Annotated in this window: 18 protein-coding genes; 8 read left to right on the top strand and 10 right to left on the bottom strand. The window is 44.9% G+C overall.

The window, feature by feature from the left end:
• Positions 1–215 precede the first annotated feature (215 nt).
• Positions 216–1,091, bottom strand: a complete 876-nt coding sequence (locus JMX92_RS10285) for a LysR family transcriptional regulator (protein ID WP_011961154.1) — start codon at positions 1,089–1,091, stop codon at positions 216–218.
• A 331-nt stretch (positions 1,092–1,422) separates the two neighbouring features.
• Here JMX92_RS10285 and leuC point away from each other — a divergent pair, with 331 nt between their 5' ends.
• The 4 genes from leuC to JMX92_RS10265 all read left to right on the top strand — a co-directional run bounded on the left by leuC (position 1,423) and on the right by JMX92_RS10265 (position 6,242).
• Complete coding sequence (gene leuC, locus JMX92_RS10280; protein WP_011961153.1) at positions 1,423–2,859, top strand: 3-isopropylmalate dehydratase large subunit; 1,437 nt, start codon at positions 1,423–1,425, stop codon at positions 2,857–2,859.
• A 56-nt stretch (positions 2,860–2,915) separates the two neighbouring features.
• Positions 2,916–3,566 carry a 3-isopropylmalate dehydratase small subunit gene (gene leuD / locus JMX92_RS10275; RefSeq protein WP_011961152.1) on the top strand — a complete coding sequence of 217 codons (651 nt, stop codon included), beginning with the start codon at positions 2,916–2,918 and terminating at the stop codon, positions 3,564–3,566.
• 86 nt (positions 3,567–3,652) lie between these two features.
• On the top strand, positions 3,653–4,756 hold the full coding sequence (gene leuB / locus JMX92_RS10270) for a 3-isopropylmalate dehydrogenase (protein WP_011961151.1): 1,104 nt from the start codon (positions 3,653–3,655) through the stop codon (positions 4,754–4,756).
• A 232-nt stretch (positions 4,757–4,988) separates the two neighbouring features.
• Complete coding sequence (locus tag JMX92_RS10265; protein ID WP_201545503.1) at positions 4,989–6,242, top strand: L,D-transpeptidase family protein; 1,254 nt, start codon at positions 4,989–4,991, stop codon at positions 6,240–6,242.
• 172 nt (positions 6,243–6,414) lie between these two features.
• Here JMX92_RS10265 and infA read toward each other — a convergent pair whose 3' ends face one another.
• The 4 genes from infA to JMX92_RS10245 form a co-directional block, all read right to left on the bottom strand.
• Positions 6,415–6,639: a translation initiation factor IF-1 gene (gene infA, locus JMX92_RS10260; RefSeq protein WP_011961149.1), complete on the bottom strand. Its 225-nt coding sequence runs from the start codon at positions 6,637–6,639 to the stop codon at positions 6,415–6,417.
• A gap of 161 nt (positions 6,640–6,800) precedes the next feature.
• Positions 6,801–7,709 (bottom strand): tRNA pseudouridine(38-40) synthase TruA, encoded by a 909-nt coding sequence (gene truA / locus JMX92_RS10255; protein WP_227675345.1) that lies wholly within the window; start codon positions 7,707–7,709, stop codon positions 6,801–6,803.
• 67 nt (positions 7,710–7,776) lie between these two features.
• Positions 7,777–8,862, bottom strand: a complete 1,086-nt coding sequence (locus JMX92_RS10250) for an asparaginase (protein WP_049751014.1) — start codon at positions 8,860–8,862, stop codon at positions 7,777–7,779.
• A 94-nt stretch (positions 8,863–8,956) separates the two neighbouring features.
• Positions 8,957–10,000, bottom strand: coding sequence for a FimV/HubP family polar landmark protein (locus tag JMX92_RS10245; protein WP_201545501.1), 1,044 nt, complete (start codon positions 9,998–10,000; stop codon positions 8,957–8,959).
• A 437-nt stretch (positions 10,001–10,437) separates the two neighbouring features.
• Between JMX92_RS10245 and tgt the strand changes: the two genes are divergently transcribed.
• Both tgt and ykgO read left to right on the top strand, forming a co-directional pair.
• Positions 10,438–11,589: a tRNA guanosine(34) transglycosylase Tgt gene (gene tgt / locus JMX92_RS10240; protein WP_201545499.1), complete on the top strand. Its 1,152-nt coding sequence runs from the start codon at positions 10,438–10,440 to the stop codon at positions 11,587–11,589.
• A gap of 281 nt (positions 11,590–11,870) precedes the next feature.
• Positions 11,871–12,008 (top strand): type B 50S ribosomal protein L36, encoded by a 138-nt coding sequence (gene ykgO / locus JMX92_RS10235; protein WP_011961143.1) that lies wholly within the window; start codon positions 11,871–11,873, stop codon positions 12,006–12,008.
• Between the two features lie 77 nt (positions 12,009–12,085).
• Here ykgO and JMX92_RS10230 read toward each other — a convergent pair whose 3' ends face one another.
• The 4 genes from JMX92_RS10230 to JMX92_RS10215 all read right to left on the bottom strand — a co-directional run bounded on the left by JMX92_RS10230 (position 12,086) and on the right by JMX92_RS10215 (position 15,666).
• Positions 12,086–12,568, bottom strand: a complete 483-nt coding sequence (locus JMX92_RS10230) for a GAF domain-containing protein (protein WP_110816937.1) — start codon at positions 12,566–12,568, stop codon at positions 12,086–12,088.
• A gap of 60 nt (positions 12,569–12,628) precedes the next feature.
• Positions 12,629–13,801, bottom strand: coding sequence for a tRNA preQ1(34) S-adenosylmethionine ribosyltransferase-isomerase QueA (queA, locus tag JMX92_RS10225; RefSeq protein WP_201545497.1), 1,173 nt, complete (start codon positions 13,799–13,801; stop codon positions 12,629–12,631).
• Positions 13,802–13,967: 166 nt separating this feature from the next.
• Entirely contained in the window at positions 13,968–15,077 is a 1,110-nt protein-coding gene (dinB, locus tag JMX92_RS10220) for a DNA polymerase IV (RefSeq protein ID WP_201545495.1), read from the bottom strand.
• A gap of 85 nt (positions 15,078–15,162) precedes the next feature.
• Positions 15,163–15,666, bottom strand: coding sequence for a PepSY domain-containing protein (locus JMX92_RS10215; protein WP_201545490.1), 504 nt, complete (start codon positions 15,664–15,666; stop codon positions 15,163–15,165).
• Between the two features lie 270 nt (positions 15,667–15,936).
• Between JMX92_RS10215 and JMX92_RS10210 the strand changes: the two genes are divergently transcribed.
• Positions 15,937–16,338 carry a (deoxy)nucleoside triphosphate pyrophosphohydrolase gene (locus tag JMX92_RS10210; RefSeq protein WP_011961138.1) on the top strand — a complete coding sequence of 134 codons (402 nt, stop codon included), beginning with the start codon at positions 15,937–15,939 and terminating at the stop codon, positions 16,336–16,338.
• Entirely contained in the window at positions 16,335–19,175 is a 2,841-nt protein-coding gene (locus tag JMX92_RS10205; RefSeq protein ID WP_201545489.1) for a DUF3427 domain-containing protein, read from the top strand. Before JMX92_RS10210 ends, JMX92_RS10205 begins: the two co-directional genes overlap by 4 nt.
• A gap of 84 nt (positions 19,176–19,259) precedes the next feature.
• On the opposite strand, the gene betT is transcribed toward JMX92_RS10205, so the two are convergent.
• Positions 19,260–21,512 carry a choline BCCT transporter BetT gene (gene betT, locus JMX92_RS10200; protein WP_201545488.1) on the bottom strand — a complete coding sequence of 751 codons (2,253 nt, stop codon included), beginning with the start codon at positions 21,510–21,512 and terminating at the stop codon, positions 19,260–19,262.
• Positions 21,513–22,034 lie beyond the last annotated feature (522 nt).

Genomic DNA, 22,034 nt, shown 5'->3' with positions numbered 1-22,034 from the left:
GCATTATAAAGTAAAAAAAAGGCGATTACGAACGTAATTCACAAAAACAATTAACATAAGGTTGACTGCCACCGCCAGCGACTGATTACAGTCACTGGCAGAAAGCACATAGGAGGCTAAAAGTGGCACGCTAACTGATTAGCTCAATAAAGCGGCAAATAAATTAAAGCGGCAAATAAATTAAGAAGGGGGCTTATTAGCTACTTATTAGTTACTTATGAGCTAATAGGTGCCAGCATTTGCATTAACGCATCAACACTGGCTGAGCGGGTTAAGCTTGGGTTGATGACCACCCCAAGATGCCGCTGTAATTCTAAATCCTTTGCCATATCAACGTAGGCCAACTCGTGGTTGATCAAGGTTTGCGGTAATACTGACCAACCTAGACCGACCGATACCAGCATACGAATAGACTCTAGAGGGTTGGTAGTCATGGTGGCATACGGTTTTAGGTTTTGTTTGGCAAACTCTGCCAAAGTAATCTGACTGGTGAACGTATTGGCTGCCGGCAAGATGGCTGAGTAGTGTGCCAGTTGCTCTAAGGTGACATTGGATTTTTGTGCTAAAGGCGACAAGGTTCCCGTCACAAAAAACAGGGGGTCTGACCAAAGTGTATGATAAGTCAGGCGTTTGTCATACACAGGGGGCAGGGTCAAAAAGGCCAATGACAGCTCACCATCCAACACCGCTTTGTGTGCCGCTTCTGAGTCCACAAAGTGCACCTCTAGCTGCACAGACGGATAGGTCTGGATAAACTGTTTTAGTACTGGAGATAGGTGATGAAGACCAATATGGTGACTGGTACCAATGACCAGTTTTCCCGAAATGGTTTGCTGAGAGTTTTGGATATTGATCTTGAAGTTATCGTAATCATCCAGCCAGCGCTTGGCGTGCGGCAGTAGCTCATTAGCAGCAGCGGTGGGCACGATACCACGACCTAAGGTATCAAATAAGGTAACCTTAAACTCATCTTCAAGGTTTTTTATGCGCTTACTGACAGCAGGTTGGGTGATAAAAAGTTTTTCAGCCGCGCCCGAAATACTGCCCGTTTGCATTACAGTGATAAAGGTGGTCAAATTTGTGGTATTCATGGTCAGCCTAAAACTATCAAAAGGGTTAAAAGTTTAAGTATAATATAAAGTTTGCTTTATGATAAAAATCATCAATTATTATTATATAACTAAGCTGTTATAATCTCAATAGATAAGGCAGGTTATGTTGCACTCATTTAGCGCTTATAAAGCCAATGTTATTATTATATATAATATTGAGAGGCTAAATCTGATTAAATGACCTTGAGGGGCCAATTGCGCCACAAGTTAAGCGGCTATCAACGGTGCAATGTTCTTGCGCTTTATACCTTTTTTATTAATGATTTTTTTATTTAGAGCTTAATTTTATAAGCCAGCAAGGATATTTTCCATGTCAGCAATAACGATAACGACTGCAAAAACACTTTATGACAAACTTTGGGATGCGCACTTGGTCAGTCAACGTGATGACGGTTCAAGTCTAATTTATATTGACCGCCACTTGTTGCATGAAGTGACTAGCCCGCAAGCTTTTGAAGGTTTAGCGCTGGCCAATCGTGAACCTTGGCGTCTATCAGCCAATATTGCGACGCCTGATCATAACGTACCTACAGTGCGCAAAGAGCGTCTTGAAGGTGTCAGTGGTATTAAAGATGAAGTGTCTCGCTTGCAGGTCAAAACGTTGGATGACAACTGCGTTAAGTTTAATATTGCAGAGTTTACCATCAACGATGTGCGTCAAGGTATCGTACACGTAGTAGGCCCAGAGCAAGGCTTGGTATTGCCAGGCATGACCGTGGTATGTGGTGATTCACATACGGCAACGCATGGCGCTTTAGGCTGTTTGGCTCATGGTATTGGTACCTCTGAAGTCGAACACGTGTTGGCCACTCAGTGCTTGGTTCAGAAAAAATCTAAAAATATGCTGATCCGTGTCAATGGTGAGCTAGGCGCTGGCGTGACTGCCAAAGATGTGGTGTTGGCCATTATTGCTAAGATTGGTACGGCAGGCGGTACCGGTTATGCCATTGAGTTTGCTGGTGAGGTATTTGAAAACATGAGCATGGAAGGCCGTATGACGGTGTGTAACATGGCCATAGAAGCTGGTGCTCGTGTGGGCATGGTTGGTGTGGATGAGACCACCATCGAATATGTCAAAGGCCGTCCTTTTGCACCAACAGGTGAGCAGTGGGATCAAGCGGTTGAGTACTGGAATACCTTGCACTCAGATGAGGGCGCACATTTTGATGCGATTGTTGAGCTAGATGCCAGTGACATTGCCCCGCAAGTGTCTTGGGGCACGTCACCTGAGATGGTGGTGGATGTGACTCAATATGTTCCAACGTTAGCTCAGGCAAAAGATGAGGTGCAGGCTGAGGCATGGGAGCGTGCTTATCAATATATGGGGCTTGAGCAAGGCCAGCCGATTACCGATATCAAGCTTGATCGTATTTTTATTGGCTCGTGTACCAACTCTCGTATTGAAGACTTGCGCTCAGCGGCATCGGTGATTAAAGGCCGTAAAGTGGCAGCCAACGTTAAAGAAGCCATCGTGGTTGCCGGCTCGGGCCAGGTAAAACAGCAAGCGGAGCAAGAGGGATTAGATAAGTTGTTTATTGAGGCAGGATTTGAATGGCGTGAGCCTGGCTGCTCAATGTGTTTGGCAATGAATGCTGATAAGCTTGAGCCACAAGAGCACTGCGCCTCAACCTCAAACCGTAACTTTGAGGGTCGTCAGGGCAATGGTGGTCGCACCCACTTAGTTAGCCCAGCAATGGCGGCAGCGGCGGCCTTAGCCGGTCATTTTGTGGATGTGCGAAGCTTTTAATCAGTGATTAAGGCCATACTCCGTTTTATCAGATACCCTATGTTAAGGAACCTCTAATGCAAGCTTATAATACCCAAACTGGCATCGTATGCCCCCTTGATCGCTCGAATGTGGATACCGATCAGATTATCCCAAAGCAGTTTTTAAAATCTATCAAACGCACAGGTTTTGGCGTCAATTTATTTGATGATTGGCGCTATCTGGATGAAGGCTTCCCAGGCCAAGACAACTCTAAGCGTCCGATTAATCCTGATTTTGTGCTTAATAAACCGCGCTATCAAGGTGCAACTATTTTGCTGGCCCGTGATAACTTCGGCTGTGGCTCAAGCCGTGAGCATGCACCTTGGGCTTTATCAGAGTATGGCTTTCGCACCGTAATTGCCCCAAGCTTTGCCGATATCTTCTATAACAACTGCTTTAAAAATGGTATGTTGCCCATTGTATTGACCGAAGCGCAAGTTGACGACTTGTTCGAGCAATGCCTTGCCAACGAAGGCTATGAGTTAACCGCTGACCTTGAGCGTCAAGTGGTCGTCACCCCTGACGGCACAGAGTATCCGTTTGAGGTTGATGAGTTTCGTAAGCACTGTTTGTTAAATGGTCTCGATGATATCGGTCTTACTTTACAGCAAAGCGAGGCGATCAAAGCTTATGAGGCCAAAATGCAGCAAAATACGCCTTGGATTTTTAAAGAAGTACGCGCCTAATCAATAGGCCTTATCCGCGACTTCATTTGATGGCGTAATCGATAGCTCATTACAATTTATTTGATAAAAACTTAGGAATAACAACTATGGCAACCGTTTTAACCCTAGCTGGCGATGGCATTGGCCCTGAAATTATGACTCAGGCTGTGGCTGTATTAGAAGCTGTAAATGACAAGTTTGACTTAGGTTTAAGCTTGGAGACGGCAGATATCGGCGGTATCGCTATCGATAATGCTGGCGTGCCACTGCCTGATGAAACTTTGGCGAAAGCCCGTGCGGCAGATGCGGTATTATTAGGTGCTGTGGGTGGGCCTAAATGGGATGGCATTGAGCGCAGTATTCGTCCTGAGCGTGGTCTATTAAAAATTCGCAGTGAGCTGGGTTTGTTTGCCAACTTACGGGTGGCCAAACTGTACCCTCAGCTGGCTAATGCCTCAAGCTTAAAGCCGGAAATCATCTCAGGTCTAGACTTGCTTATCGTGCGTGAGCTGACGGGTGGTATTTATTTTGGGGAGCCACGCGGTATTCGCACCTTAGATAATGGTGAACAGCAAGGTTACAACACCATGGTGTATAAGACCTCTGAGATTGAGCGTATTGGTAAAGTGGCCTTTGATTTGGCGCAAGTGCGTGCTAAAGCCAATGGCACACCCGCCAAAGTATGTTCAGTGGACAAAGCCAATGTGTTAGAGGTCACCGAGCTTTGGAAGCAGACCATGATTAAGCTGCAACAGGCTGACTATAGCGACGTGGACTTAAGCCATATGTATGCCGATAATGCCTGTATGCAATTGGTAAAAAATCCCAAGCAGTTTGATGTGATGGTGACGGGTAATATGTTTGGCGATATCTTATCGGATGAGGCCGCCATGTTGACCGGCTCTATCGGTATGTTGCCATCAGCAAGCTTAGATGAGCATGGTAAAGGCATGTATGAGCCTTGCCACGGCAGCGCACCAGACATTGCTGGTCAAGACAAAGCCAACCCCTTAGCCACCATCTTATCGGTGGCTATGATGCTGCGTTACACCTTTAAGCATGAAGCTTCTGCTGCGGCAATTGAGCAAGCTGTAAGCGATGTGCTAGATGATGGCTTGCGTACGGGTGATATTATGGATGCTGATGAAACAGGCTTAACCTTGGTAGGCTGTAAACAAATGGGTGAGGCAGTATTGGCCAAGCTAAGCTAAGCCAAAATCAGATAAGCTAAGCTAAATAACAGTTAGACTAATTTCGCCCTAATCAGTAGACTCGAATCTTCGGATTCGGGTCTTTTTTTATCGGATTTTGAGGAATTGGCGAGGCTTTAGATATACATAACTTTGCATAACATAACGCTTAAGCCGTTGATTTATAAGCACTTAGGTTGTATATTAATAGCTTATAAAATAAAACCAACAATAAGAAAAAAGAGGCACATAAATGCTTACCCCCTCAACAAATAGTTTAAAACAGGCAACGTTAAAAACACTCACTGTGGCCATATTAGCGGCGTTGACATTGCCTGTAGTGGCCTATGCTCAAGCTGATAATGATGTTGTACAATCAAATACTAACACACCGCCACAAGTAACCAGTATGTCTGAATCTGCTGCAGATCAAGCCTTAGCTGAGGATACACAGACTGATGATTTAGATCATGAAGAGGACATGGCGCAAGCGGCTGATGACGCTCAAAGTGACGCTAATGTAGAGGCATCAGGCCCCACTGCCAGTGAATCAGCGGCCACCCAAGCCACTGCTCAATCAGATGCTGCCGCTAATGCGGCAAAAGATACCAGCTTATCGGCCATGGCAAAGCAGGTCAACAGTAGCGAGTGGAAGCCGGGCGTGAAGATGACTCAGGCTGTGGGCACCAAAGTACAGGCATTATTAAACTGGAATCAACATGGTGTCGGTGCTGTCGATGGCTATTGGGGCAAAAACACCCAAAAAGCGATGCAAGCTTTTCAGCAGGCCCAGGGGTTACCCGTCACGGATACTTTGGATCAAAAAACTTGGGAGGCTTTGTTAAAAGGGTCAGGACAAAATGACAATCTTGGGCAAAAGCCGGTATTGATTAGCTATACGCTAAAAGATTCAGATGTCAATATTAAGACCACCACGATACCAGCTGGGGTAGAAGCCAAGTCTAAACTTGAAGGGCTGTATTATGAAAGCATTCCTGAAGCATTGGGTGAAAAATTCCATATGAGTGTCAGCTATCTTAAACAGCTAAATCCCAATGCAAAATTTGTCACTGGGGAAACTTTGACGGTTTATAACCCCGGCCGCGCCAATACAAAAGCCATTAGTCGGGTAGTGGCAGATAAAAACCAGCAGACCTTATATGCTTATGACAAAGACAATAAACTGGTGGCCAGCTATCCCACAACCGTAGGCAGTACGGCAACGCCTTCACCCACCGGTACCCATAAAGTAAAAGTTAAGGTAAGTGATCCCAACTACACCCATACCGATGCCGATGGCAAGCAGACCGTCTTGCCTCCTGGACCTAATAACCCTGTTGGCCGAGTGTGGATTGGACTGGATAAACCCTCTTATGGCATTCATGGATCACCGGATCCTGAGCGCATCAGTCGTCAAGCCTCCGCCGGCTGTATCCGCCTAACCAACTGGGACGCTATGGCATTATTAAATACCATTGAAAATGGCGCGACAGTTGAGTTTAAATAATTAGGCTATATTGACGTAGCTGCATTGACGTACAAGTCAATCCGTCTAAACGGTAGATTTTAGCCACAAAAAAGACCGCTCTGTAAGGAGCGGTCTTTTTATTGAGAGGGTTAGATGACTGATATCTACTCCACACTCAACCTGTCGCGCAGCACTAAATAAAACCTATAAATTAGGTTTTACCACGGTAAGTAATACGACCTTTGGTCAAGTCGTATGGCGTCATTTCAACTTTAACTTTATCACCGGTTAAGATACGGATGTAATGTTTGCGCATCTTACCTGAAATATGGGCAATGATTTCATGTCCATTTTCTAGGCGCACTTTAAAAAGTGTGTTTGGAAGGGTGTCAATGACTTCGCCTTCAAATTCAATAATGTCGTCTTTTTTTGCCATAATTATTTGGGTTAACCCGTTCAAATAGAATTGTAGGTCGTTATTATACGCAACATCCGCTGATTAAGCAAATTTTGTTGTGGTATCACTTGATAAAATACGTCGAATTTGCTAGTTGCTTATTAATGGATGGTTCGCATGTTAATGGATGGTTAGAGCGCTTATTGTTCGGGCAGATTTAGCCACTGCGGTGCTAGTGGCACCTTTGGTAGTAGGGCTTGCATTGGCTCAGGGTAATAGGCGTTAATAAAATATAGCCCATCTGGCGGCGCTGTCGGCGGGGCAATAGTACGGTCTTTGGCCTGCAAAATCCGTAAGTAATCCTCAGGTTGAAGCTCACCTTTACCAATGGCAAACAAGGTGCCCATCAGGTTTCGTACCATGTGATGCAAGAAGCCATCTGCCTGAATATCAAACACAATAAACTCGCCATGCTTAAATAGCTTAGCATGATGAATATTGCGTACCGGCTGCTTAGATTGGCAGGCAGCGGCGCGAAAGCTGCTAAAGTCATGGGTACCGACGATATGCTCAGCGGCCTGCTGCATCAAGGCCAAATCTAAGGGCTCATGAATGTGGGTCACCAAGTGATTGAGGACCGCCGGGCGCTGCGGCTGATTGAGAGTAATATAGCGGTAACGGCGGGCGATGGCGCCAAAGCGGGCATGAAACGTATCGGGCATGGGCTGAATCCAGCGAATGGCGATGTCATCAGGCAGCAGGCTGTTGGCACCGCGCAGCCAATTATATACGCCGCGCTTGGCAGAAGTGGTGAAGTGAGCCAGCATATTACCGCCATGCACACCAGCATCTGTACGACCGGCTGCCACCACTTCAATGGGCTCATTGGCAATTTTGCTCAGTGTCTCCTCGAGTACCTGCTGTACACACAACACCTCTTGCTGACGCTGCCATCCCCGATAGTTAGCGCCATTGAATTCAACACCTAGCGCATAGGTTTGAGCAGGGTGCTGAAGGGTGCTACTAGAGGGTGCTGTGGTCGGCTCAAGCAAATCACTTGAGGCAGTGGGTAGTTGTGTATCGCTTCGATCTGAGGAGGTAAACGTCATGGGTAAAGCCAAATTGGTCGGTAAAATAGGATAAAAAGGGGGCATTATAAAGATTTTTAGGCAAAGTTTATGCCTTATTTACGCTGTATTGCCAGCGCTGACGACGTCTGGCGGGTGTGTCATAAGCCAGATGTAACCACAGCAGTCGGGCATACACAGCAGGAATGGTCAGTCTGCCGGCCGATAACACTTGGTGCTCATATTGCCAGCTACCAGCAGCATAAGCCTCACTGACTCCGCCATAAGGACACTGTGTCGTACAAACGAGGATATGGCCGTGTGCTGCTACCGTATCCATAGTGGCAGCAAGCTTATCGCTATAAGGGATATTGCCTGCACCAAAGCCCATTAAAATCACCCCAGTCGGCGGCAAGCTTAATAAGTTATCTAACTGAGTGGCCAGCCAGTCTGCGCTATTTGGGACACAATAGAGGGTGGGAATGATGGTGTCTTTAGCAGCCTCTAACACAGCAGGCAGCTTGTGCTGAGAGTCCCCGATCCAGTTATGACGGCGTGTGGCAGGCAGTATTTTTTGATAACTGTTGGCCGGATAGCCAGCGCGTTGGTGACCGGTGAAGGCCATGAGGTCATGGCTATGGATTTTTTGTACGGTTTGCGCCGGCCAAGACTCACCTGCAAAAGTGATGGAAACTCCAGGCTCGCCATGGCTGGCAAGTCCGATGGCCTCTGATAAATTGCCCCAAGCATCACTGTGTGCATCGATATGATAATTATGAATGTCATTGGCATCAAATAGCGGGCGCATACTGGCGGTCAATGCTAGGCACAAATCGCTACCGGCGAAAGCTTCTGCCAAAAATGACCCCAGATAACTAAGGGTATCAGTACCAGTAATCAGTACAAACTTACGATACCCCTGCGCATAACGCATCAAAATCAGCTCAAAAAAATGTGCCAAATCAGCCGGTGACAATTGACTGCTGTCTTTGACACAAGTATTTGGCAACACCTCAATTTTTGAAGTTAGGTTTTGATATATTTTATCCAAAAGTAGGGGCAGAAAGGTATCAGCAGGCAGTGCAGATAACGGCTTGCCATAGCTACCAAAAGTACCGCCGGCATAGATAAGTTGGACTTGATTCAGATCTGAGGTGTTGTCGGTGGTGACTGTGGTGTTAATGTGTGCGGTCATGGTAGGTCGTTGTCTCATAAGTTAATGGCAGTGGTATAAACATAGTATAAATACAGTATAGACGTGGTATAAACCCAATGGCTTAACATTTAGATCAGTAAAGCTGGCCAAGTATTTGCTCAGCAGTTGCCTTTTGGGCTTGGTTGGCCGAGCTATTAATAATTTCTTGCAATAAGCGTTTGGCACTGTCGTACTCACCCAATTCTATGTATTGTTCTGCCAGATCTAAAGTCAGCTTAGCGCCATCTATATCTTTAACGAAATCGAACCCCTGCAGACTGTACGCGTCGGGTTGTGAGCGCATCACTTGGCGCAGCTCATCTGTAGCAGGTGTCGGTGCGCTGTTTAGAGCAGCTTGACGCTCTTCATAGCTTTGAATTTTTATCGCAGGCGATTTATGTGCAGGCTTGTTACTAGCCGCAGTAGAAGAGGGGGCAGCTGCAGTAACTTCAGCGGCTTTTGGCTCGGGAACAGCTAAAGTTACAGCGTCATGCTCGGCTTTAGACGCAGGTTCAGCATGGGGCTTAGGCTCTTGTGTGCTGGTGTGTTGTAGATTTTCAACAACGGCTTCGGCCATTTTAGTTGCTTCAGGTTCAATGGCTTCAGGCTTAACTGCTTCAGTGGATTTGGTAAGCAGCTGGTCTCCGTGTTCTTCACCCGCAGCATGTGTCATTGCTGATTTTTTGGACGCTATGGCCGGATCTGCTTGTAAGATATCCGCTTTAGACTGCACTACCTCAAGCGCTTCTGGCTGCTCACTGATGGCCAGCATCTCTGCCAATTCTGCTTCGACTAATAACGGCCCCTCTATGGCTGTCTGCTCTGGCAGCTCTGCTAAGGGGGTGTGTTTAGAAGGTACGGCGTGCTCGGCATCTTGGCTGGGGTCTATGACGCCATCTGCTTGGCCGATTGGGGTGTTCTTTTGCGGTAAGGCACTGCTGGCAAAGCTGGTACGATCAACAGCTGTGCTTTGGACAACAGACGTGTCCTCTTCATTCGTGGTATGAGCATCAGCCTTGCTCTTATCTTGAGTCACTGTGCGTGATTTTTTTGAGGAGGGTTGGCCACGAAGCATAATTAACAACAGCACGACGATCAGCAGAATAAAAATAATGGCAATGATGACTCTTAAGCTCATAGAAGACTCCTCGCCTTACTGATAGGCTCATTATCAAGAGCAGACAGACGATGTTATAAAGTAAAAAAAAGGAAATAGACCCCTGTAATTAATCAGGTCTGATAAAAGGCCGTCTTGCTTTTATAGCAAAGTAAACTTGTGATTACTAGCAAATTTTAAAATAAGCCGGATGCATTTTTGGCTGTCAGCTTTGTTAATCTCATTACTTATTGGCAGTATTAAATCACTTATGAGCAGTATTAAACCTTAGAAAATAAAAAACTCAGAGCAACTGCCCCGCAAATATCCCAGCAATGTTATAATTGCGTCTATTGGCGAGTGCCGATCTCAACTAACCCCTGTGTTAGCCCAAATCAATCGCATGACGACTTCTTTTAGCTTAAGCGCTCCTTTGTTTGTTTATCTTATTTTTAACCTAATTACTCTGAGTTAATGCTATGCAATTTACCCTACATAAAACAGCCACGGGCGAGTCTCGTGCGCGCCGAGGTACTGTGACAGTCAATCACGGTGAAATCAGAACCCCAGCCTTTATGCCAGTAGGTACTTATGGCACAGTCAAAGGCATGCTGCCTCGTGAGATTGAAGATATTGGCGCTGATATTATTCTTGGTAACACGTTCCACTTGTGGCTGCGTCCTGGCACCGAAGTGATTGATAAATTCGGTGGTCTACATCAATTTATGAACTGGAATAAGCCTATTTTGACCGATTCAGGCGGTTTTCAGGTATTTAGTCTGGGCGCCATGCGCAAGATTACTGAAGAAGGTGTGGCCTTTAAGTCGCCCATTGATGGGGCTAAAGTGTTTTTATCGCCTGAAAAATCAATGCAAATTCAGTATTCATTAAACTCAGACATCGTGATGCAGTTTGATGAATGCACGCCATACCCAGCGACTTATTCTGAAGCCCAAAAATCACTTGAGCTCTCCCTACGTTGGGGTCAACGCTGCGTCGATGAGCACAAAAAATTGGGCAATACCAATGCACTGTTCGGCATTGTGCAAGGCAGTATGTATGAAGATCTGCGTCGTCAATCTATGGATGGCTTGTTAGAGATTGGCTTTGATGGCTATGCTATTGGTGGTCTGTCTGTGGGTGAGCCCAAAGAGGAGATGATCAGCGTTTTAAATTACATGCCAGAGCTTATGCCAGCCGATAAGCCTCGCTATCTAATGGGCGTGGGCAAGCCTGAGGATATTTTAGAAGCGGTACGCCGCGGGGTCGATATGTTCGACTGCGTGATGCCTACCCGTAACGCGCGTAATGGACATTACTTTGTCACTGGTAATGAAGACAACCAAGGCATTGTACGCATTCGAAACAGTCAATATCGTGAAGATCAAGGCCCATTAGATCCAGAGTGTGACTGCTACTGCTGCCAAAACTTTAGCCGTGCTTATTTATATCACTTAAATAAGTGCAAAGAGATGCTCGGCGCTCAGCTGGCCACCATTCATAATCTGCGTTATTATCAGCGCTTAATGCAAGGCATTCGTGATGCCATCGATGAAGACAGATTTGATGAGTTTGTGGCGGACTTTTACCACAGACGTGGTCAGGATGTGCCGCCTTTAGAGCTCAAATAAATAACAAACCACTTAAATTTTGAATGATATACCCATGCTCTTTAATCTAATGATTAGAGGGCATTTTTATGTCTGTAGAGAGGAGGAGCAATACAAAAAAAGGATGGCTTTCATACTAACCGGCAATTTTCCTTTGCTATCTTTTATGTTATGTTATAACATAATTATATGAAGTCGATTTGTTTAACCTGTTTAACCTATTTAACCTATTTAACCTATTTAACCTATTTAACCTATTTATCTATTGTTATCTATTTAAAACTGTCTAAAAGGATTCTGCCATGCAAGTCTTAAGCTCACTAAAATCTGCCAAAAACCGTCATCCTGATTGCCAAGTGGTGCGTCGTCGTGGACGGGTGTTTGTGATTAATAAAACAGATGGCCGCTTTAAAGCGGTTCAAGGCAAAAAAAAGAAATGACAAGTCGGCTTTATATGACATAAAAAAATAGGGTCAGCACTATCGGTGCCGACCCTATACTATTGCCGACCCACATACTATTTTAGTAGGTCAACCAATTGCTGAAGATACTCTCCATCGACCTCATCAAAGGTGGCTAACGTATCTGAATCAATATCTAATACTGCGATAATCTCACCCGCCTCATCTGTTATCGGTACCACAATCTCCGACTGTGATAGGGAGGAGCAGGCGATGTGATTGGGATGCGCATTGACGTCATCAACAATTTGAGTGGTACCCGTCGCCCAGACCTCACCACATACGCCCTTACCATGCGGGATACGGGTGCAAGCCAGCGGACCTTGAAACGGACCAAGAATGAGCTGATTGGCACTGCTATCGACCCGATAAAATCCAATCCAAAACCAGTTAAAGGTGTCTTTTAACAACGCCGTTAGGTTGGCCATATTAGCAATCAAATCACTTTCACTGCTGACAATGGCTTCAGCTTGTTTTAATAATAATTGATACTTTTCGGCTTTGTTGGTATTGGGATCAATGGGATTTATTGCTTGCATAGTATTCTCTTATCTATTTTATTATTGATGCTAATGACTTATTTTATGACTGACGGCTTATCACAGGTTGCGTTCAAGCAGCATGGCATCACCATAGCTAAAGAAGCGGTATTTTTGGGCAACCGCATGCTCATAAGCCTGCTCGATATTGGCTTTTCCGGCAAAAGCGGAAACCAGCATGAGTAACGTTGATTTTGGCAGATGAAAATTGGTCAGCAGTTTATCAATCACCCCAAACCTAAAACCTGGATAGATAAAGATATCAGTGTCACCTGACCATGCCGATACCTCACCGTTATCGTCGGCAGTCTTTTGATAAGCGGTCTCTAGCACACGAGTCACTGTGGTACCAATGGCGATTACTTTATTACCGTTTTGATGCGTCTGATTAATGAGATCCGCGGTGGCTTGTGGCAGATTGGCATACTCGCTGTGCATGGTATGATTGAGCAAGTTGTCGGTCTTGACCGGTGCAAAGGTGCCAGCGCCCACATGCAAGGTGACGTAAGCGGTGTTAATGCCTTTATCGGCCAGCTGCTTGAGTACTTTATCATCAAAGTGTAGGCTTGCGGTGGGGGCAGCCACGCTGGCAAGCTTGGTCGGGTCATGAAACACGGTTTGATAACGCACATTGTCAGTTTCATCGGCATGACGTTCAAAATACGGCGGGATTGGCAACTCGCCATACTGCTCTAAGTCTGGCAGGATAGGGTTTTTAAAGCTTAAAATAAATAAGTTCTCATGACGGCCAATCATCACGCATTCAATGTTGCCATCCCCTAAAACTAAGTGCTGCCCAAGCTTTGGCGCTTTGCTTGCACGCACATGACACAGTGCCACATTGTCAAAGCTTTGTCCGCTCTCATCAGTAGTAAACTCAGTGTCATCGGTAAGTCTTTCGACCAAAACCTCTACCTTGCCGCCGGTGTCTTTTTGGCCAAATAAGCGGGCTTTCATCACCTTAGTGTCGTTAAATACTATCAAGTCGCCTGCCTGTAATAGCTCAGGCAAGTCAGAAAATTGTCTGTCTTGTATGACAGCCGTATTTGCTTTTTGAGCTGGCAAATACATCAAGCGTGACGCACTGCGCTCAGCCAGCGGATAACGGGCGATATACTCATCAGGCAGGTCATAATCGTAATCAGCAACACTGAGATAGCCTTGTGTTTCGGCGTTGTCAGTAGGCATATTGCTTGAGCTGTCATGTTGGTTTTGAGAGAGAGGCTGAGTCATAAGTTGTCTTTAATCGGGTCAATATAAAAGTGGGGTGTGCCGCAAGCCAAGGCTGTGCGCAATGCGGAGTAGTTTAACAGAAATAACCGTTTTTTGAGTTGAGTTTTGGGTCAGTTAAGTTGCTATGAGTGCTTAACAGGGGATTTTATGGACTAAAGAGCCTTTGTTATAAACCAAACAGATCAGGCTGCGTGTTTAAGTCATCTAAGCTTGTGAGGTTTGAGTAGGTGACCCCGACCAAGCGAATGGGCAGATGGCGTGGGACATCAGCGAACAGCTTTTGTAACCAATAATGCGCCGACTCAGCAGAAGGGAACGGCGTGTTCAAAGTGTGTGAGCGGGTGATTTGAGTGAAGTCAGCATACTTTATCTTAAGGGTAATGGTGTGGCCCAGACGTCCCTTTTTAGACAGTTGCTCAAAGGCATCGGCATTTTGTTCAAAGATTTGTACCAGTAAGTTGTCTGTGTCACGTAGGTTATCGCGAAAGGTGGTCTCTGAGCCCACTGACTTGTGTTTGCGTTCTGCTTTAACAGGTCGATTATCGTTACCGTGAGCAATCTCGGAATAAAAGCGGCCACGCTTGCCAAACTCATACTCTAAAGTGTCCACCGGCGCTGCGCGCAAATCAGCGCCGGTATATATGCCCATTTCATGCAGGCGCTTGGCGGTGGCTTTGCCGATACCATGAAACCGCTCAATCGGCAGTGTGGCAATAAAGGCATCGGCCTGATCGGGTGTGATGACCGCAATGCCATTGGGCTTATTAATATCCGAGGCAATCTTGGCGAGCATTTTGTTAAAAGACACACCGGCTGAAGCGCGCAGCTGGGTCTGCTCATAAATCTGTGCTCGCAGCCAATTGGCCATCAAGGTCGCCGAGCCGTGATGCGCCTTAATGCCGGTCACATCAAGATACGCTTCATCAAGCGATAAGGGCTCAACCAAGTCGGTTAGGCTGAGCATAATGTCGCGGATCTGTTGGCTGACCTGACGATACACCTCAAAGCGGGGACGCACGAATACGGCCTCAGGGCAGCGCCGCTTAGCTTCATAGCAAGACATGGCCGAGCGCACCCCGAATTTGCGAATCTCATAACTGGCAGCGGCCACCACACCGCGGCCGCTGGGGTCACCACCGACCACCAACGGCCTTCCGCGCAGCTGTGGGTTATCCCGCTGCTCAACACTGGCATAAAACGCATCCATATCAAGATGGATAACTTTGCGCTGTAGCTGCACAGCGGGCTCAGTCGAAGAGGAAGTTAAATGGCTCATGACCTTATTATATAGGATTATCTTTGCTTGATAATCCTAACCCATAGTAAAGGCCGCCATATAGTGAGATCTGCTCTGGGAGAGATTAATCACGCTTAGTTTGGATAACACGGCCCGTATTGGCATCGATAATCACTTTATATTTTTGAGCATTTCTAAGGGTTTCTACTTCATATACAGCGCTGCCCTTGTCGATATCAAACTCAGCTTCTAGCACTTGACCATGACCAGCGGCAATTTGAATCGCTTTGACTAAGTCAATCTTGGCAGTATTTAATGCTTGGTATTTGGCCGTATCTTTGCTCTCAATGCGCTCTTGTTTTTGGCTATTTACTGCACCGGTTTGAGCATTAATTTTGACTTCGGACTTGGTGCTAGTAGACGCCAGCTCCACTTCATATTCTGATTCATCGCTATCAAAATCGATACTTTTGACTTTACCCTGCGCCTTTTGTTTGGCGATTGTGATGGCTTGATTTAAATTGATCTGACTTTGTACTACAGCGGCTTTGGTCGGAGCAGCAAAGCTTGGGGCGGCTGCACCAAAGGTAAGTAATATTGATGTTGCAATAGCAGATAGGGTTTTCATAGTTAACTCCTTGAATTAAAGATCACTTAAATGAGATTTGAAATAATTGAATAGTTTTAGTATTTCAAATTCAAAAACGCCTGTCCCTAGATTTTTTGTTAAAAAATACAGAGGCTTGTAAACGGGTTAGGTTGAGCGTAATGGTATGTTGCTATTGTCTAAATTTGTTGAGCGGAGCTGGACACCTGGTACAATGAAAAAACATCAAAGATACAGTTAAGTTAACTTATCGGATACAACATTTTAAAAGTATTGAGGACTTGAATTGCGATGAAACAAGTAAAAGTAGCGGCAGCAATTATTATAAATAACGGCAAAATACTATGTGTGCAACGAGGGCCTAACAAATTTGACTATATTTCACAAAAGTTTGAGTTCCCTGGAGGAAAAATTGAAGCGGGCGAGCTGCCATCAGATACCGTAGTCAGAGAGATTCATGAAGAGTTAAAAATGAATATTTCTGTCGAAGAAGACTTTTTAGTCGTTAATCATGAGTACCCCGACTTTAAGATTCAAATGCATTCTTTTATCTGTTCTACGCCAACGAGAGAGCTTGAGCTATCAGAGCACATATCATTTAAATGGTTAGATGTTAGTGAGCTTGAAGCTTTAGATTGGGCAGCAGCTGATCTTCCCATTGTTGATCGGCTGATTAAGGAATTAGACCAATGACTGAAATTACCCGTCTTGATGCGAGTTTAAAAAAGAGCTTTATCAACAAACAATACAATGCCAATCAAAACTACCAAGCAGCTTTACTCACCAATGATAAAAAAGAAGGCAAAAAGTTCTTATCAACACTGCTAAAAGAATTGGGTGAATGCGATGAGTTTTTTATTTCGGTAGCCTTTGTCACTAACAGCGGGGTTGCAACTATTATTAACCGCTTACAAGAGCTTGAGCGGAATCATGTAAAAGGTAAATTCTTGGTATCTCAGTACCTTAATTTTACAGAGCCTGAGGCACTAAGAAGGTTATCCAGATTTGGAAACATTACTTTAAAAATTGCCACAAATGACTTTCACTCAAAAGGCTATATATTCAAACATGGTCAGACCAACAACATCGTTATTGGTAGCAGTAACCTGACGGCAAATGCGCTTTGCTCTAATAAAGAATGGAACTTAAAGGTGTCAAGCACTGATGATGGTCAGTTGTATGAGCAGGTTATCACTGAGTTTGATAAAGAGCTTGCCAGCGCTAGAGACGTCACCCCTGATTTTCTTGATGAATATACAGAGATTTGGAGTAAAGCAAAGCAGTTTAGAAAACAAATTAAGATCGCAGCACAAACGGCCTTAAACAAACCTGTCACCCCAAACCAAATGCAAAGTGAGGCATTAAAAAACCTGAGTGACTTACGAAAAAGCGGAAAAAACAAAGCATTGATTATCTCAGCAACAGGTACTGGGAAAACTTATTTATCTGCTTTTGATGTTCAGCAATATCAGCCCAAAACATTTTTATTTATTGTGCATAGAAGAACCATTGCAGAAGAGGCCTTAAAGACATTTAGGAAGTTGCTTGGCTCTAAGATATCTATGGGATTATTCTCAGGTCAATCTAAAGATCTAGATTGTGATTATCTTTTTTCAACCGTGCAAACAATATCAAAACAAGAAAATCTACAATTATTCAATCAGCAGCATTTTGACTATATTGTTATAGATGAGACGCACAGAGCAGGGGCCCAATCGTACAAGGCGATATTGGATTACTTCAAACCTGGGTTCTTGCTCGGCATGACGGCAACACCTGAGCGTACCGATGGGGCCAATATTTTTGAGCTATTTGATTACAATCTTGCTTATGAGATTAGGCTGCATCGTGCACTTGATGAGGGTATGTTGTCGCCGTTTCACTACTATGGCGTGACAGATATCACCATTAATAATGAGGTGGTGAATGAGTATTCAGACTTTAACAAACTCACTAGCGATGAGAGAGTGAATCATATCATTGCTCAGTCTGAATTCTATGGTACTGATTCTGGAGAAATTAGAGGACTGGTGTTTTGCTCTAGCAATAAAATCTCATTGCAACTGGCTGATGAATTTAATCAAAGGGGTTATAAATCTATAGCACTCTCTGGAGCCAGCTCGGAAGACGCTAGATTAGATGCTATGAAACGACTAGAGAGCACCGGAAGCGATAAAATCGATTATATCTTTACGGTAGATATCTTTAATGAAGGTATCGATATACCAACTATTAATCAAATCATCATGCTCAGACCGACGCAGTCCGCAATCATATTTGTTCAGCAGCTTGGCAGGGGACTTAGGAAGGCTGAAGGCAAAGAGTATTTGACCGTTATCGACTTTATTGGCAATTATAACAATAACTATCTGGTACCTATTGCGCTGTACGGCGACCGCTCTTTTAACAAAGACACCATTCGAAAGCTGATTCGAAGTGGCAGTAACCTTATACCTGGCGCTTCAACAGTAAACTTTGATGAGATAGCACGAGAAAAGATTTTTGAATCAATTAAAAATGCCAATATGCAAAAGCTGGCGGATCTCAAAAAAGACTATGAAGACTTAAAGTATAAAACCGGTAGAATCCCAATGATGATGGATTTTATCAAATACGGCTCAAGAGACCCTTGGTTATTTGCCTCATATGCAAAATCTTATTTAAACTTTATTAATAGAGTTGAGGACAGTTATAAAGATACTGTTCCGTCTGATTTGCTACAGCTTCTAGAGCTGTTTACGCTCAATATTAATAATGGTAAACGGGTCGAAGAGAGTCTGTTGCTACGTAGACTACTTGAGGTGAGTCGTTTAAATAAAGCGGATTTTATACACGACATACAACAGATATATGGCTACCTCATTGATGAGGAAACGGTTGAATCGCTGCTGATTAATATCAATTTTAATTTTATCAGAAAGAGCTACGATAATATTAGATTAGAAAATGGTGTTTTTAGCTTGGGAAGTGACTTAAAGAATGCATTAGGAAATGATACGTTTAATAAGTTTTTTGCTGATGTAGTCGATTACTCTGTTGCCACTTTTAATAAAAGTTTCTCAAAAAAGCACTACATTGGTGGCTTAATTAGATACAACAAATACAGTAGGAAAGATGTTTGTCGGCTATTAAACTGGGAGCAAGACATTAGTAGTACGGTTTATGGCTATAAAACAGTAAATGGGGTCACGCCTTGCTTTGTGACTTATCATAAATCTGCTGAGTTAGAGGGTGATATTAATTATAATGACCATTTCATTGATTCCTCTGAGTTTGCTTGGGAGTCACGATCAAATAGAAAGCTTAGTAGTCCTGAGATAAAAAACGTTATAGAGTCTAAGCGAATTCTTTTATTTGTAAAAAAAGAAGATGGCGAAGGGACTGACTTTTATTATTTGGGTAATGTTTCAATCGCTGCTGACTCAATTGAGCAGGGGGAGACTGACAAAGGTCAGCCTATCGTTCATTTTAGGTTTTTACTTGATAATCCGGTAGAAGATACGCTTTATGATTATCTCATTCAGGAGTAACTACCTTCTTGAAGCAGATAACAAACAAGCCCCTATCAAAGGGGCTTATTTTAGTTAAGCCATAATCTGTCATTCAATGAACCGCTATAAATGATGGCTATCAGAAGCTGGCGTACTCAAGAACGTCAAATACGCCTCATACTGCTCAAGCACATCATCAATCACCTGCTGTTTGGTCAGTCCCATCAGATCGTAACCACCAGATCCCGTTTGAGTAGTCACCTCCAAGCGATAATAGGTATCCGTATTGGGCGCAACTTTACCACTGAATGTTGGTGCCGGTATCTTCACCGCGGTGACTTGATAGAAGAACTTGTCTTGTGCGTCAGTGAAGACACTAAGAATAGGGCCGGCAAGCTCAGAGTCATTGCTGTTACCCACATTTGGGATGCTATGACGGTCAACCTGATAGCCTTGACGCTCAAACTCATTGGCCACATCAGACAGCGCAGGACGAACCACACGATCCAAAAACTGCATGGCCTCGCGCTTAGAGGGATAGGTGAGCATCTGTCCCAAGCGTTGTTTCCAAGAGCGCTCAGGAATGGTGCTGCCACTGGGTGCGACAGTTGGGCGTCTTAATACTTTACCTTCGTTTTCAGCACGCTCAATTTTGAGTGCTTTATAAAACGAGAACATGACCAAATAAGCAATAATGGTCACCGGTAAGGCGAATATTAAGGTGGCGTATTCCATCGTGATGACACCGCCAGCAATTAGCATCGAGATGGTTAATACCGCGGTCAACACCGCCCAGAATATACGCAGCCATTTTGGCCCATCTTCGGCAGGGTCGGGAATAGAGGTCGAGAAGTTTGACATCACCATCGCACCTGAGTTGGCGCTGGTGATATAAAACAGCAGGCCTGATAAGGTGGCTAAGGCAACCAAAAAAGGCGCGCCGGGAAACAGCTCGAGTAGGGCATACCAGCCCTGTTCTGGATTTGCGACAGCCAGTGCGGCAAACTCGGTATTGCCATTGAAGACCACCTCATAAAGGGCTGAGTTGCCGAAGAATGAGACAATAATAAAGTCGCATAACACAGGAATGGTAATGGCAGCTATCACAAACTCACGTAAAGTTCGGCCGCGTGAGATACGGGCTAAGAACACGCCAACAAACGGCCCCCAAGCCAACCAAAACGCCCAAAAGAATAAGGTCCAGCTGCCCATCCAATCGCTGCTGCCAGGCTCATAGACAAAGGTTTGGAACATGCGTGCTGGCAAGGTGACAAAGAATTGACCCAAGTTTTCGACCAGGCCATTTAGCAAGAAGGCGGTCTGACCGGCAAATAGGATAAACACCATCATTGCTACCGCGCTCCACAAATTGAGCTCAGATATCCAGCGTACGCCGCGATCAACGCCAGAAGTGGTCGACAGAATCGTCAATATCACCGCGCCAATGACTAACGATATTTGTAAAGCCAGTCCCTCTGGTAGCCCAAATAGTTTAGAGAAGCCAACATTTAATAGCACCACACCGATGCCCATGGTGGTGGCCACCCCAAATACGGTACCTACTAATGAGATGGTACTAATCGCATGCCCAATCGGACCATTCACCCGTTTGCCCAGCAGCGGGTATAACGCAGCTCTCAGTGACAAAGGCATGTTCCAGCGATAAGCAAAGTAGCCCATGGCCATACCAAGCAGCGCATACACTGACCACCCAGCAATACCGTAATGGAACATGGTCCAGACGACAGCGTTTTGCATCGCCTCTGCGCTTGCGCCCTCGCCGGTTGGTGGTGTGAGATATTGAACCACTGGACCGGTCACGGAGAAGAACAGCATATCGATGCCGACGCCAGCAGCAAATAGCATGGCCGCCCAAGTGCCTAGCTTATATTGCGGACGAGAGTCATCTGGGCCAAGGCGCACACTGCCATTTTTTGACAAAGCCACCCAAATCACAAAGCCAATCACCAGCACCATGGTGATGACGTAATACCAGCCTAAATTGGTAGCAATCCAGTCCACAACCATTTTCATTGTGGTGCTAGCTATTTTGGGTAAAAAGATAGCCCATAATGAAAACATAGTAATAATCAGTGAGGAGATGATGAGCACGCTCCAATTCACGTGTGCAACGCTGTGCGTGGACATCTCTTGTGCGCCTTTTTTTAGGTCGCTACGGGAGATGGGGCGATCATCGTCACTGGGTTTGGCTGTGCGCTGAGTGCCACCAAATTGGCTGCGCTCAAAGGGGGTGCGTGAGGCTTTGGTAGGCGTTTTGGGTTCAGACTGAGCGCTCGATTCAGAGTGCTGATGGTTGGATGAGTCGGTTGCCAATGGCTCTTTTGTTTGTTGAGGCTCATTTGGATCTTTGGCCACGGTATCTCTCCTTAGAGTGACGGCATTGCAGCGGGTGACCCTGCTTAGACTAATTATCTAAGCGGCTTTGGGGGCTAAAATGCCGTAGTAATTGAATCATTAAAATTGGGTTTTTGATTTTTGATTCATTGTTATTTGCACAATGTGTGTTGTTATAAAGCGGTTGTTAGCAGAATGTTTAAAATGAGCAAAAAGTCATTGAGTTGAGTCATTGCACAGTGCAATAACCAAAGATAGTGATAAAGCGCGTGCTAAGTAAGCGTATGCGTTTGAGTTGAAAGACGTTGTTATGAGGCTGATACGCTCTAAAAATGAGGTGTTGAATCAATAATTAAAAAGACAAAGAAAAGCCGCAGGATAAGTGCCCACGGCTTTTACAGCACTTTTATTAATCAAACCCCAGTTCGGGATAAGCCACATTGTAACTCATTGATACTATTTACAATGTGGCTACCTGTCCCTGCTGAGGCATGTTTTTGATGGTGGGTTTATAGGGAAACCAGCAATAAGCAATCAAACCTG

It is taken from the genome of Psychrobacter sp. H7-1 (genome assembly GCF_904846585.1).
In the GTDB taxonomy this organism is placed as follows: domain Bacteria; phylum Pseudomonadota; class Gammaproteobacteria; order Pseudomonadales; family Moraxellaceae; genus Psychrobacter; species Psychrobacter raelei.
The sequence above is the reverse complement of the archived record's forward strand: the minus strand, read 5'-3'. Positions and strand labels throughout refer to the sequence as shown.